Source organism: Bacillus sp. RC51 (genome assembly GCF_044908115.1).
In the GTDB taxonomy this organism is placed as follows: domain Bacteria; phylum Bacillota; class Bacilli; order Bacillales; family Bacillaceae_G; genus Bacillus_A; species Bacillus_A mycoides.
Genome location: NZ_JBIYCW010000014.1, coordinates 25,895 through 39,624, shown reverse-complemented (window position 1 = coordinate 39,624; position 13,730 = coordinate 25,895). Strand labels below are relative to the sequence as shown.

General features: G+C 32.1%; 13 protein-coding genes and 1 pseudogene. 1 reads left to right on the top strand and 13 read right to left on the bottom strand.

All coding sequences use genetic code 11. From position 1 onward, the window contains the following. Window positions 1–559: 559 nt before the first annotated feature. From ABH959_RS23105 to ABH959_RS23095, 3 genes are all read right to left on the bottom strand, one after another. Window positions 560–1,219 carry a CatB-related O-acetyltransferase gene (locus ABH959_RS23105; protein ID WP_113936498.1) on the bottom strand — a complete coding sequence of 220 codons (660 nt, stop codon included), beginning with the start codon at window positions 1,217–1,219 and terminating at the stop codon, window positions 560–562. A gap of 754 nt (window positions 1,220–1,973) precedes the next feature. Beyond that, window positions 1,974–2,123 carry a hypothetical protein gene (locus tag ABH959_RS23100; RefSeq protein ID WP_002069316.1) on the bottom strand — a complete coding sequence of 50 codons (150 nt, stop codon included), beginning with the start codon at window positions 2,121–2,123 and terminating at the stop codon, window positions 1,974–1,976. 359 nt (window positions 2,124–2,482) lie between these two features. Next, window positions 2,483–3,952, bottom strand: a complete 1,470-nt coding sequence (locus tag ABH959_RS23095) for an aminoacyl-histidine dipeptidase (protein ID WP_016102002.1) — start codon at window positions 3,950–3,952, stop codon at window positions 2,483–2,485. A 251-nt stretch (window positions 3,953–4,203) separates the two neighbouring features. Here ABH959_RS23095 and ABH959_RS23090 point away from each other — a divergent pair, with 251 nt between their 5' ends. Continuing rightward, a complete protein-coding gene (locus ABH959_RS23090; protein ID WP_033733970.1) occupies window positions 4,204–4,593 on the top strand; it encodes a YxeA family protein in 390 nt (129 codons plus the stop codon). 19 nt (window positions 4,594–4,612) lie between these two features. On the opposite strand, the gene spoIISB is transcribed toward ABH959_RS23090, so the two are convergent. The 10 genes and pseudogenes from spoIISB to ABH959_RS23040 all read right to left on the bottom strand — a co-directional run bounded on the left by spoIISB (window position 4,613) and on the right by ABH959_RS23040 (window position 13,729). Then, the gene (gene spoIISB / locus ABH959_RS23085) at window positions 4,613–4,789 is read right to left on the bottom strand and encodes a stage II sporulation protein SB (RefSeq protein ID WP_172798766.1); all 177 of its coding nucleotides are present in this window, start codon (window positions 4,787–4,789) and stop codon (window positions 4,613–4,615) included. A 75-nt stretch (window positions 4,790–4,864) separates the two neighbouring features. After that, window positions 4,865–4,990 (bottom strand): hypothetical protein, encoded by a 126-nt coding sequence (locus ABH959_RS23080; protein WP_000588712.1) that lies wholly within the window; start codon window positions 4,988–4,990, stop codon window positions 4,865–4,867. A 112-nt stretch (window positions 4,991–5,102) separates the two neighbouring features. After that, on the bottom strand, window positions 5,103–5,843 hold the full coding sequence (locus ABH959_RS23075) for a type II toxin-antitoxin system SpoIISA family toxin (RefSeq protein WP_113936499.1): 741 nt from the start codon (window positions 5,841–5,843) through the stop codon (window positions 5,103–5,105). A 337-nt stretch (window positions 5,844–6,180) separates the two neighbouring features. Then, entirely contained in the window at window positions 6,181–6,918 is a 738-nt protein-coding gene (gpmA, locus tag ABH959_RS23070) for a 2,3-diphosphoglycerate-dependent phosphoglycerate mutase (RefSeq protein WP_113936501.1), read from the bottom strand. A gap of 153 nt (window positions 6,919–7,071) precedes the next feature. Then, window positions 7,072–7,548: a MarR family winged helix-turn-helix transcriptional regulator gene (locus tag ABH959_RS23065; RefSeq protein ID WP_002017049.1), complete on the bottom strand. Its 477-nt coding sequence runs from the start codon at window positions 7,546–7,548 to the stop codon at window positions 7,072–7,074. A 450-nt stretch (window positions 7,549–7,998) separates the two neighbouring features. Then, window positions 7,999–8,412, bottom strand: a complete 414-nt coding sequence (locus ABH959_RS23060) for a VOC family protein (protein WP_113936502.1) — start codon at window positions 8,410–8,412, stop codon at window positions 7,999–8,001. A gap of 118 nt (window positions 8,413–8,530) precedes the next feature. Then, window positions 8,531–9,241, bottom strand: a complete 711-nt coding sequence (locus ABH959_RS23055; protein ID WP_113936503.1) for a class I SAM-dependent methyltransferase — start codon at window positions 9,239–9,241, stop codon at window positions 8,531–8,533. Window positions 9,242–9,347: 106 nt separating this feature from the next. After that, window positions 9,348–10,109, bottom strand: a complete 762-nt coding sequence (locus ABH959_RS23050) for an ABC transporter ATP-binding protein (protein ID WP_113936504.1) — start codon at window positions 10,107–10,109, stop codon at window positions 9,348–9,350. A gap of 12 nt (window positions 10,110–10,121) precedes the next feature. Continuing rightward, window positions 10,122–12,460: pseudogene (locus ABH959_RS23045) on the bottom strand (ABC transporter permease). A gap of 6 nt (window positions 12,461–12,466) precedes the next feature. Further along, entirely contained in the window at window positions 12,467–13,729 is a 1,263-nt protein-coding gene (locus ABH959_RS23040) for an MFS transporter (protein ID WP_269729734.1), read from the bottom strand. Between the last annotated feature and the right edge of the window lies 1 nt (window position 13,730).

The following is a 13,730-nucleotide window of genomic DNA, read 5'->3' as shown; positions in this document are numbered from 1 at the left end:
CAATACATAAAAATAGATATCAAACGGGATATATTGTATTCAATTTGGACATCCATTTTTAGGAATACACGTAATAGACCATCTAAGTAATAAATTTGTTCCCCGTTAAGATAAGAAAGCACTAGGTATTTTGTTAAGAAAACAAAATGAATTGCATAAAAAAATCCATTTTCGCTATCTCAAAAAAAGAATCATTGCTGCAGATTTTATAAACTGTATAATGGCCGGCTCATGCACAAGTACACATGTTGCTGCCCACTAGATACTTCAGGTGGATGCTTTTAGAGTATCGCTGAAACTTCTAACATATAAACTACCTTTTCTACCTCCGGGCGAGTAATTCGCGATGGAACACCTTGAAGGCAAAATGAAGAAACAATTTTGTGCAATCATTTGAATTATAAATAAAACATATTAAGAACTACTGGTTATATTTCTTAATCTTTCTTAAGATAATTTATAAAAACTAAACCATAATGGGGAGATTATTTCATAATTGTTTCTAGTACAAATAATAAAAAAACTACATCCTATATTGAATGTAGTTTTTCTAGCTGATTTATTTATTTTTTACTTCATTTTTATAAAAATCAAATAATGGTTCAATGGCTGGACTAGATAAAAGAGGAATTGCCTTCTTAATCAATTCTCTATCCCAATCAAACCAACGCATTTCCATTAGCATATTAATTTCTGTATCAGTGAACCGTTTTTTTATTTCCTTAGCAGGATTACCGCCCACTATTGTATATGGCGGAACATCTTTACATACGACAGATCCTGCCGCAACGATTGCACCTTCACCGATTGTAACGCCAGGCATTATTGTAGCATTCATACCAATCCAGGCATCACTTTTAATGACTGTATCACCCTTCGGTTCATAAGATTGTCCGATTTGCTCAGCGAATGGATACACTGTAATCCATTCAGCGTGATGATTATGATTCCCACCCATTAGAATGACAACTCCACTTGCAATACAAACATAATTTCCAATAATGAGCTTATCAAGATGCCAACCCATCTGTTCAATTGGATTGAAAAGTGTTTGGGACTTAGCATCGCCCCATAAATACCTTACACAACCATCTTCAAAATTTTGATTTCCATAATACCCTGAATAATAGGAGTACTCTCCTACTTCAATGAGTGGATTTGTTACTATATCTTTTAAATACTTTGTTTCAGACCAATGATTAAATAATGGATGCTTCATAACTATATTCCTCGCTTCTAAGTATTGTAGATTTTTGCAATTTCCTTAGAAGCTTAATACGACAGCGACATTTTTAAACTTTTTCAAACGACGAATCATTATCTTCAAGCCTTTCAGTTATAATGAAAAATCATAACGTAATAAATTACACAAGTCAAATTAACCAAGTTATAATAAATCCGAGAATGCGGACAAGAAAACCATTTTATATTTTTTTGAAACTCTTTATTTTTTTATTTAAATTACGGTACATGAAATTCACATGACACTTGTGTAGTAATACTTTCTCCTTATCAAGAGGATATAATATTACAGCAGCACTTTTACATAGGTGTAGCTTTTGAATAAAGTTTGATTAACTTAACTTAATAAACCTTGATAAAAGAGCGAATAGAAAAAGCGTGTTTTGAAAAAAAGATTGATCAAAACACGCTTTTTCTATATTCAATTGAATCATCCTTTTATAAAAAATTTTGATGATTTTTGTGAACATCACTCAATTAAAGCGCCCGACTGTGGTAGATACATTATCCTCAATTACTTCTTGGGATAGCGTCAGGAAAATGCGGATTTACAACGCTAAGGAAATGTCACTTATTAAAAAAGCCGATTTCCATCTCAAGGAATCGACTTTTTAGTTCATTAAGTAAGAGGTTTGAAAAAATAGCCTGTATATATTTGAACGATGAATAACTTACCTATTTTCTTGTGTTTGTTTGCATTACATAAAGAAAATTCAGAAAAACATAACGTATTATTTATCTGTTTGTTTTTGCTTCTTTTTCAAATACTCCGCACGCAATTTTTCAAGTTGCTGCTTTTTATCAAATTTGGCAGGCGTCTGTTTTTCATGAAACTTTGCCACAGCTGCCTGACCTTTGTAATCCAATTGATATTTCCCCACTTTGTTCACCTACTTTTCTTGTCTTTAAAGAGAATCTATTCAACAAATATAATATACCTTATTTTACTGAAGTAAACCTTATTAGTCAAAGGAACTTAAAGTAAAAAGCTTGATAATAAGGGGAAAACCAATCTAAAAAGTCGCTTTTCTTAGGTAAGGGAAAGCGACTTTTTTGTGTAGTCTTATTCAATTAAATGGCCCGATTGTTGAAGAAAGAGATACTCTGCAAAATAGATCTTTTTATCAAACTTTATTTTAAATCAACAATAGGTAAATTTCTTGCCATTATTTTGCTTCACATAAAATTCTATACAAAAAAGCAACCTATAAATTTAGGCTGCTTTTTATTCCGTCTTTTATTACTTAGCTAATTCTTTCGTTCCCTGCATTACATCAACGAAAAATCCCCAGTTATTCACAACAGAAGAAATACTAATATGTTCATCTGGAGTGTGAACATTAAAGATATCTGGACCGAATGAAATAGCATCTAACTCAGGCATTTTTTGAACAAATACACTGCACTCAATTCCTGCATGTACTGCGAAGATTTCAGCATCTTTGCTGTATTTTTCTTGGTGCACTTTTTCGAATAAATTACGGATAGGCGAATTAGGATTATATGGCCACTCTGGATATTCAGACTCTTTTTCAAATGTTGCCCCTACTAATTCCGCAATATACTTAATTTCATCTACAATATGTTGTTTTAAGCTACTTACAGAACTTCTCACTTCGCTTCGTAATTTAATCTCATCTTGCAGTGTTTGAATAACTCCTAAATTAGTTGAGCTTTCTACAAGACCTTTAATATCCATGCTCATACTTTGTATACCATTTGGAATTAAGAATAATGAAGAAATAAGCTGTTTTTGTGTTTCTTTAGAAAAGACTTTTTCCGCCTTTTCTTCTACTTTTGTAAGTGAAACATGAACATCCGGATCAACAGCACGTAGCTCTTCTTGTAACATACGTGTCCATGATTTTAGTTTTTCTTCTACTTGCTGTACATCTTCTGCACGTAATAAAATTGTAGCTACACTTTCACGCGGAATTGCATTTGTTTTTAAGCCGCCATGAACTTCACTCATATTAAACTGAATGTGAAGTGATAAATCACGTAAAACTCGTCCTAATACTTTATTCGCATTACCGCGTTGTTTATCAATTTCCAAACCAGAATGTCCACCTTTAAGTCCCCCAACATATAGTCGGTATGTGTCCATATCTACTGACGCTTCATCCCAAATCACTGAAATCGTTTCAACTGCTTTCGCACCACCTGCGCTACTCACTAGTAATTTATGATCTTCTTCAGAATCAATATTAATAAATATTTTTCCGTCAAAATGATTTGAATCAACAGCGAATGCACCGCCCATTGTCGTTTCTTCTTCAGTTGTAATAACAACTTCTAAAGCTGGATGCGGGATGTCTGTTGAATCCAATAATGCTAATGCATATGCAACGGCAATACCATTATCAGCACCTAAAGTAGTTTCGTTTGCATATAACATATCTCCAATAATCCTTAATTCAATTGGATCTTTCTCAAAATCATGAACTGTCGCTTGGTTTTTTTCACACACCATATCAGAGTGCCCCTGAATGATAATAGCTGGAACATTCTCATAACCAGAAGTAGCTTCTTTTTTTATAATGACATTTAACGCTTCGTCTTGAATAACTTCTAAATTACGTTCCTTTGCGAAACTCACTAAGTAATCACTAATTTCTTTTTCATTACCTGATCCTCTAGGAATCTTTGAAATTTCTGCAAAATGATAAAATACAGGGTGCTTTGTTAATTGTTCTAAAGTAGAATACATTTTTAAGCTCCTCTCCAATTGACAAAATAATATGTACGTCCTTTATTATTATACCATGATTCATTATTTTACTTTTATTTTAAGATTTCAAAAATTCATTATAACCTATTCATTCCATCCTCATATTTTTTAATTTATTGTAAATAAGCTATACTCTTACAAGATTGTAAGAGTGCTGTAATCAAAATCGATTTTTCTATTTAAAAAATAACCGCATACTTTAAATACATAATTTAAAGGAGATAATGAAAATGAAAAAATTTTTATCTGTTATTACACTAAGTTTATTATTTTGCAACTTAACTATCGGGTGCGAAAGAGCTTCTCTAAATAGAATCGGTAAGGATGTATATTACGTACAGATAAAAGGTGAAGGGTTTATTGAAAAGATAGAAGGTAGAAACTTACGGAACTACACATTGCCGGCATATGATGAAGATGGAGTAAGAAAACAAATTACATTTAGAAGTAAAAAACAATCAAACGATCAAAAATTAAATGAAAAGGCATTTTTGTGCATTTATGTAGACCAAGAAAATAAAGATAAAAATGAAATATCATCGATTGAAGTAAAATCCTATGAAGAAATTCAAAAAGCGGATTTACCTTTAAAAGTAAAAGAAAAGTTTAATGCAAAATAAAAAATACAGGAAAATGCTCTTATGCATTTTCCTGTATTTTTTTCACTCGAGTATATTTCGAACTATTACTATCCATAAGTTTTTCTAAACGATTTATATTTTCTGTTAATGCACCTTTCACAAGAGAGAAATCTGTATTTGATTCTTCTTTTTTAGTTTTAAAAAACGAAGATTTTTGAGCATTTACTTCTGCCATCTCTTCTCCCCCTTTTCAAAAAGATACAACCTTTTATTTATATTATATAGCAAATGCAGACAGAGTGTACACGTATCATTTTCTTTTTAATTCTTCTTCTAACTCTTCTACTTGCTGCAAAGTATCTCCTTTTATTAAAGAGAAATCTGTTGTATCTTCATTATCTTCTTTAAAAAAATCATTGTCATAATCTTTTATCACTACAATCACCTCTACGTGCTAGTGTAGGAATGATTGTCCAATTTTATACAAGCTTGTCTGAATTTGTTCTCCCTTTATGTATAGGTGAAAAGGACAGAAAAAGATTCTGTCCTCATTTACTAAAATAACTATGATGAATTGTTAAATTATATACATTTTCAAAATCTCGATCTTGAAGGTTATTTTTCTTCCCATCAATAACAATGAAAACATCACTAACTATTTTTGCTGGTATAATTCCGACATTTTCTACTTGCACCGCTTTCTGCTCATTCAATTGCTCGATGTGTTCTAATGGAACCATAATACTAAATTGAGAGCGGATACCACGAAAGTTTGTATTTAATTCCTTCACCGCTTCAAATACAACAATTTTCGCACCAATCTTTTCCCCATATGAATCTAAAAATGTGTTTAAGCTTTTTGTATATTCCTCTTCCGTATGCCATTCCATTGTCCCAAAGGCTGTTGGATTCACATTTTGAATAATTGTCGTATATATTTCTCCCCTTGCTTTTGAAGCAATTAATGACCTTTTAATTGATTGGACCGTCTTTCCAATATCGCTGAATTTTGCGCCCCATATTTCTGAAATATTTGGTGTCAAAATGAATGCAATATCAACGAAAATTACCATCGCAGTAAACATTAAAAGATTTTTCCAGAGGGTTAAATCTATTCCTTTTATCGTGAAATAAACTGTGACTGATGTTATGAACAAACCGTACCACGTTTTTCGAATTCGTTGTTTCTTCTCCTCGTACAACTCTTCATTTCTCCAATAAAAGAAAACAAGAACAATAAAAACGATTGCTAAAATAAATAAGCCAATTCGAATGTTAGAGATCGTCAATCACATCACCCTCCATTCCAAAACTACTCACGATACCATTACATGCACAAACAGCTCTCTTTATGACAAAAGACGTGGACAACCTTCTAAAGTTAGCAACATCGCATATACATTAGAAGCAGGCCACGTCTTTTATCCCGCATTAACGAGCAGTAAGCCCCCCACCTCAAAATTCAGCGAAAGCAAAGACGTTAGGTGCGGGATCAACTGCCCATAAAAGCCCGATTGGTGAAGGCTAATAATCAGTGCGGGATGAACACCCTCCACTGATTAAAGTTTCACTTTATCATGAATCTACATTGTATATGTAGACAAGCATGCGTTTCAAATTTTCATGTTAAAAAGAAATATGTTTCGGAATTTCCCCTTCAGGTACTTCTCCATCCATACTTAAGTAATAATGACGAATCGGACGTAATTTTTCATCTAACTCATAAACAAGCGGAATGCTAGTTGGAATATTTAATGAAACCACACCATCACTTGAAAGGTTGTCTAAGTATTTCACTAGCGAACGAATTGTATTACCGTGCGATGAAATAATTACTTTCTCACCACTTTTTAATGACGATGCAATTTCTGAATGCCAATAATCAACTACTCTTTTCTCCGTATCCTCTAAACATTCAGTCAATGGGAATTCATCTTTTTTTAACGTTTTATATCTTGGATTGTTCGCCTCATATCGAGGATCATCTTCAGTAAGTGCAGGCGGTCTCACATCTATACTTCTTCTCCAAATATGAACTTGTTCATCTCCATATTTTTTTGCAGTTTCGTCTTTATTCAATCCTTGTAGTGCACCATAGTGGCGTTCATTCAACTTCCATGAGTTATGTATAGGGACCCAAGTGAGATCCATTTCATGCAGTACAATCCATAATGTACGAATTGCTCGTTTTAGTACCGAGGTATACGCAACATCAAATGTATATCCATTCTTTTTTAATATTGTTCCTGCTTCTCTCGCTTCACTTAATCCATTCTTTGATAAATCCACATCTGTCCATCCTGTAAATCGATTTTCAAGATTCCACAAACTTTGTCCGTGACGAATGAGTACAAGTTTTATCATTATAATTCCCCTCTCGGAAATATGAATTTTAAAATTTCAATACGTACACATATAAAGTTTTTGGCAATGTGAATTTTTTATCCATAGTTGCCAAATATACAGATAAAAATTTTTGATTTTCCAAACTACAAAACAAGATACTGTTTCTATCTTTTATTCTACTGGTATTTCACGCTTAGACGTCCATGCATCAAATCCTGAACGGCTATTTGCCATTTCATTCATAACTTGATGCCAATTTTCTTCACACGATTCGCCAAACTGTGAGAAAATAGCTCCCATTTGTTCTCTTTGAACATCGCTCAGTTTTTTCTCTAAGTCTGTTCCTTCTTCTGTTAAAGACAGCTGTTTCACACGACGATCATGTGCAGCTTCATTACTCTCAATAAGTCCTTTATCTAACAGTTGGCGCAACGGTCCGTGAAGAGCTTGTTTACTTATTTCTAAAAGTGATAACAGCTCATTTACACTAAGCCCTGGAAAACGAGCGATAAAAAACAGAATTCTATGATGTACACGCTGTATACTATACTCTTTTATTATTTCATCTGGTTTTTCTGTAAAAGTTTTATATGCAAAGTAAAATAATGCTAATGCCTCATTCATTTGCTCTTCTTTATGTTGTGTCATCTACTTTCCCCCTGTATGTAAATTATACCACAACTCAATTATGAATAATTTAGTTGGTATATTGAGCCTAATTTCTTCATTCTAAAACCAACAAATTTCAACTATTATATTTTTTGAAGGTTGTTTAATTCGTAAACCATACCTTCAAATAAAGTATCCAAATTACTTTTTAAAGACTTCTTCCAGTTAATGAATTCCATTACTAGATAAGCTAAAAAATTAAATTAGCAGTTTTATATTATATACAAACCTAAAGGTGTTATAAATACAACGGGTAGCTAAATCTATTTTAATCTTATTGAATAACGATGGTCTTTCTTCTTTAGTTATAACAATGAAACGTTCTTTAAAAACCAGTGACGTTTGTAAAACAAAAAATAAAAGGGATGATACATATTAATCTTGAATCATCCCTTTTGTTATGACGTTAATGTCACCATATTATTTTAATTATTCATCTCCAGCAAGAGTTAACTGCCAAGACACACCATACTTATCATTTAACCAGCCAAACTTTTTACTAAACGGATATGAACCTAAAGACATAAGAACTTTTCCATCTTGTGCTAGTTTATTAAAAACGGTTTCGATTTCCTCTTCCGTATCACAAGTTACATAAAGAGACATAGCTGGAGTGAATGTAAAATCATGCTTTACATAACTATCAATACACATGAACTCTTGTCCATTTAGCGTAAAAGTTGCATGAATTACAGTTCCCTCTTTACCTGGTCCATTCTCATCATAACGAGAGATACTTACAATTTCTGATTGATTAAATAGCGATGTGTAAAAATTCATCGCTTCCTCAGCTTTGCCCTCAAACATTAAAAATGTAGTGATTTTTTGATTTGTGTTACCCATTTAGAGACATCCCCTTGTTATGTATTTATGCAAAACATACATCGGACAATAAAACCGAACGTATATTCTTATAAGTGTATTGTCTATAAAAACCATGAGTTTGTCAATTATCTATGTTTTATTTCTTCTTAAATAATGCTGTCCAAAGAAATGATTCTCCAAACATATTATTTGGTTGTTCAATTTGCTTCATTTTTCTAATTTCAATTACTTCAAATTCTTTAAATATCTCTCTTAACTTTTCTTCTGAATATGCAAGACCACCTTGCAAACTCCATCCTCTATACACATCCCAGTCCGTTATTTCCGATCCATTTCGCTCATTCAAATCACCTGCTGCAAAACATGTTAATCCGAAATAACCACCCGATTTTAATGAGTTTTTAACTAGATCAACATAATTCATTCTTCTATGTGGTGGAACGTGATGCAAGCAACCGGAATCATATACAAAATCATATTCATCTTGAAAATCCAAATTAAAAATCGATTCACAAACAAATTGTATTTCTATTCCGTTTTCTAATGCTCTCTCTTTCGCCCAATTAATACCTTCTATAGATAAATCTACTGCTGTTACATCAAATCCCTCATTCGCTAAATAAATTGCGTTTCTTCCTGGACCACATCCAAGTTCTAATACTTTCCCTTTTGAAACACTCTCTTTTTGTATATACGAAACTAGATTCTCATCTGGAACATTTTCAAAAAACGGAACATCTTTTTCTCTATTCACATAAAATTCATTCCAAAATGGTTCTGCAGGTCTTAATAATGAATCAAGCATTTTTAATATATCTTCTTGTGTACGTAACGTTTCATTTTTCATTTATACCCCTCCATAATCAATAGTCAGAAAATTATTATATCTCTTTTTGAACTTTCAAACAAAGAAAAAACTCCTATATTCAATAGGAGTCAAAAATATTATCTCTTTAAAATCCAAGTACGGTTAACCATTTTAACAACTGCTCTTCTCGCACTTTCAAATCATCGTCTCTATACTTACCCATCTGTATTTCGCTAACAATTTCCCCGTCCACCATAAAAAGAACTCTTTCTGTTTTAGCTGCTACCTTTACGTCATGAGTAACTAGCAAAATTGTAGTTCCCATACGGTTTATATTTGCTAAAATATCCATTACCTCTTCTGTCGCTTTTAAATTCAAAGCACCCGTTGGCTCGTCAGCAAAAATAATATTAGGTTTATTTATGAGTGCTCTACAAATAGATACCCTTTGTAATTCTCCTCCTGATGCTTCAGTTATATTATTAGTTGCAATTTGACTAATTCCCGTTTTTTTCATCAATTCAAGTGCACGTTTATTTATTATTTTCCTGCTCTCAAATTTTGCTAAATACGCAGGCAAAACTATATTATCAAAAAGATTCAAATTTCTAAGAAGATTGCTCTGTTGAAAAATAAATCCCATTTCGCTGAGTCGTAATTTTGCTAACACTTCTTCTTTCATACATGTTATTTCTTTACTATCAACTTTCACACTTCCTGATGACATTTGATCCATTCCGCTAATATTATATAGTAACGTCGATTTCCCTGAACCAGAAGGTCCCATAACCGATATAAACTCTCCCTCATAAATCTCTAAATTTATATTTTTTAACATATGGTAAGTTTTATTTCCATCCATTTCGTATTTTTTATTTAATTGTTTTACTTCTAAAATTTTTTTCAAATTACACACCTCCTACTCCCCATTTAGCTTTAATCATTTGTTTGTTTCACTGTAAAACTACTGAAAAGTGTTGCTACGGTCACAGATATAAATAAAATAGCTGGACATATTACATAAGAAATGATCGGATTAACAACAAACTTTATGTGAGCTGCTCCCATAAATGAACCTAACCAGCTTATTAGTGTTTCTCCAAACGTAGCAGCTATAAATGTCCCTGTTAAAATACCTACTAATACTATAGAGATAGAACGAGTAACATATTGTATACGAATATCTTTGTAGGAAAAGCCGATACTTTTCATAATTAATATTTGCGAAGAATCTTTTACCAATAACATTTTAAAAAACATCGCAGTTATTAAAACCGATATCAATATAGCAATCAAAATTGCCACTTGTGTCACGAGTCTTAATTGTTTAATTGTCTCTCCTAAAGTTTGAGATAAATAATTATCCGTATCTGTTATTTTTGCAGAATTAAAATTTTGTTTATACTCCTTCACTTTTTCTTGTAGATTCACTTTGGGTTTCATATCTACATTTACTACGTACCATAATATATTTTCTTTATTATAAGAAAAACTCGCTTTAGCTGTTTTTCCTCCATTCGTTACATCTTGATATATACCACTAATAGTTAGCATTTTCTCTTTTCCTTCTACAAATAAAACGATTTCATCCCCTATATTCTTTTTTAATTCATTTGCGTTCATATAAGAGAGAGCGATCTCTTTTTCATTTTTTGGTGCCATACCTTTAACATATTCTATTGGAAATTGGGCGAAATCTCCCACTTCTACATTTAAGTTTTCATGTGTACCATCAGCTTTCACCATTTTAAATGTACTCGTTACAAATGCTGCATATTTTTCTACCTCTTCATCGTTTCCGACATACGATATAACGTCATTAAACCGTTTTTCTATATTTTCAGATTGCTGTAAATCTATTCGTATATCACTCTTTCCTGTTCCCATATAATTAACAAATTGCGGTGACTGAATCGTGTACAAAAAGTTAACTGGTACAACAATCATGAACACTGCAATAATTAAAACGATACTTAATACTCGATATAACTTAAATCGTTTCACTACATCTTGTATACCAATAAATATATTTACATTTGTAATTTTAGTTTGATAGAGAGAAAAAAATCTTCTAATCTTTCTTTTTCCTAGTTTATCTCTTGATCGTAAAGCGTCTATTGCTGTAATTCTCCTGAAATTCCGCAAAATGATGCGGCAAAAAAGGATAACGGCTAGAAATAACAATGTTGTGACTATCAATGGCACAACATAATATAAAATACTTTTATTAGCTGTCCCCATATAAAGTGCGATGTTAGAGGTAAATATTTTTGTAACAAATAACGAAAGGATATATCCACATATACATCCGATAGCTGAAATAACAACATATTTTGTTACATATAGTTTTTGAATATCTTTACTTTGAATGCCTATAGCTTTCATAACACCAATTTCCCGATAATCTTCTTCCATTGAAGTCATAATCGTAAATCTAATACATAAAATCGCGATTAGCATTAATAATGCACTTATAATGATCAGCACTGCAGCTATTATTCCATCTGTTAATGAATTGAGTGTTTTAAAGAGTGAATACGTAATAGAGGGACCTTTTTGAGGTAAGTTTGATGACTGGTATAAAGTTTCAAAATCATTTATTTTATTTAAATCTGTTAGCTGGAATTCAATAAGATATTCACTTTCTCCAAAATTCCCCTTTATTCTTTCGAAGTCTTCATCGCTTATTACAAATCGTTTTGAACTAACAAGTGATGGGTTCATTTGAACATCACGAACAAATGCCGAAATAGTAAATTCTAGCTCATTATTATTTTTCACAAGCCTTATTTTATCTCCAATACGCAAATTATATTTTTGCATATAATAAATTGGTACACCTATTTCCCCTTTCCTAACATCTATCAATTCATTATTTAAATCTAATAAAAAGTCAAAAATAGTATTTTGCTTAACGAAGCTAATGTCCATAACACTATTATGTTCCGCTTGATTTTTCTTCTTTATAAAAATGTTAGATCCGCCTATTTGAACCATCTCTGCTGTTTGTTGTTTTTTTACAAAAGGAGTTTGCGCTACAAATGAATCAATTGACTTTTGGTTCATTTCTCCGGCATGCATTTGTACGAAGTGCGGTGCGTCTGATGCTTTAAACAATTGATCCGTTGAGTTCAATAGATTTATAACGTTACTTGAAGCACTTGCGATTAAAAGACTTGATAACATGATAAACATAAATAGAATGGTAATTATCATTTTATTTTGAGAGAAATCTCTTTTTAACATTCTCCTAATCATATGGAGCTAGTTCCCTTCATTCCATAATATTTTCTTCGTCACTATCGCTATTATTATCATTATGAAACTAATAACTAATATAGGTAAATAAATTTTCATACTGAATCCTTCAAACATAAAACCATAAATGACTTGCCCAATTGGTGCCATACATTGAGATACTGCTGTTATAATTGCCATTACTTTTCCTAGGTTTTCATTTGGTGTTTTCTTTTGGACTACAGTAATCACATAGATGGATACAATTGTCACGATCATTGCAATTAGAATAGAAGAAAGTATAAAGAGGATAAATGGTGGATAGTATCCTAAATTAAGAATAACTGGCGTAACTGATAGTGCCATTGGTAGTACTAATAAAGCTATTAAAAGCATCCAGTAATACAATGTTTTCATCTGTAGTTTTTTCGCAAAAAAACCTATTGATAATGCACCCAAAATAGTAGCAAAATCGATCAATCCCATTCCAATTCCGTATAACGTGTCGCTACTTTCCATTGTTACTCGTATAATAATTGGAGCACCAACAACAAATAGCGGTGTAAGTATTAAATTTAGTAATGCAGCTAAAAGCATAGATTTCAAAATAAATGGTTGTTTTAAAACATATATAAATCCTTCTTTCATATCCTTTACAATTGTCGGTATTATATGGCTTTCTCGTGCTCTTTTTATAAAAGGTATTTTAATAAACATTTCTAAAATCGCAGATAAAAAGAAAGCAAGGCAACTTATTATTACGAGCATTTTCAAACCAATTATGCCGTACAGTATTCCTCCTAATACAGGAGCAACTATATTTGACAATGCTTGCACACCATTTACGATACCGTTCGCTTGCTCTAACTTATTCTCTGGAACTAATTGCGGAATACTCGCCATTACAACAGGTGAATACATTGCACTAACGACTGCTAGTAAAAACATAATTGTTCCAATCAATATAATAGATACAGGTCCAGTAAATAACAAAACTATAAAGCTTAATACAATCGCAGCGTTGATAAAGTCAAAAATAACCATTAAATTACGGCGATTGAAACGATCTGCTATCGCTCCGCCGAGAGGAGCTAGTAAAAACGGAATACTCGTTACCGCATATAATCCTGCGAATATATCAGCACGCCCTGTTATATCTAGCACATATAATGACAGGGCAAAACGTAAAAGTGTTGAACCTAAAATAGTAATGATTTGTCCACTCACCATTAAGTGAAAATCTTTCATCGAAGACCTTATACTAGCTGACATACTTATCACACCTTTCATT

Coding starts and splice junctions, on each gene's coding strand:
- ABH959_RS23105 (WP_113936498.1), bottom strand. CDS start 1,219: ATGAAGCATCCATTATTTAATCATTGGTCTGAAACAAAGTATTTAAAA.
- ABH959_RS23095 (WP_016102002.1), bottom strand. CDS start 3,952: ATGTATTCTACTTTAGAACAATTAACAAAGCACCCTGTATTTTATCAT.
- ABH959_RS23090 (WP_033733970.1), top strand. CDS start 4,204: ATGAAAAAATTTTTATCTGTTATTACACTAAGTTTATTATTTTGCAAC.
- spoIISB (WP_172798766.1), bottom strand. CDS start 4,789: ATGGCAGAAGTAAATGCTCAAAAATCTTCGTTTTTTAAAACTAAAAAA.
- gpmA (WP_113936501.1), bottom strand. CDS start 6,918: ATGATAAAACTTGTACTCATTCGTCACGGACAAAGTTTGTGGAATCTT.
- ABH959_RS23065 (WP_002017049.1), bottom strand. CDS start 7,548: ATGACACAACATAAAGAAGAGCAAATGAATGAGGCATTAGCATTATTT.
- ABH959_RS23060 (WP_113936502.1), bottom strand. CDS start 8,412: ATGGGTAACACAAATCAAAAAATCACTACATTTTTAATGTTTGAGGGC.
- ABH959_RS23055 (WP_113936503.1), bottom strand. CDS start 9,241: ATGAAAAATGAAACGTTACGTACACAAGAAGATATATTAAAAATGCTT.
- ABH959_RS23040 (WP_269729734.1), bottom strand. CDS start 13,729: ATGAAAGGTGTGATAAGTATGTCAGCTAGTATAAGGTCTTCGATGAAA.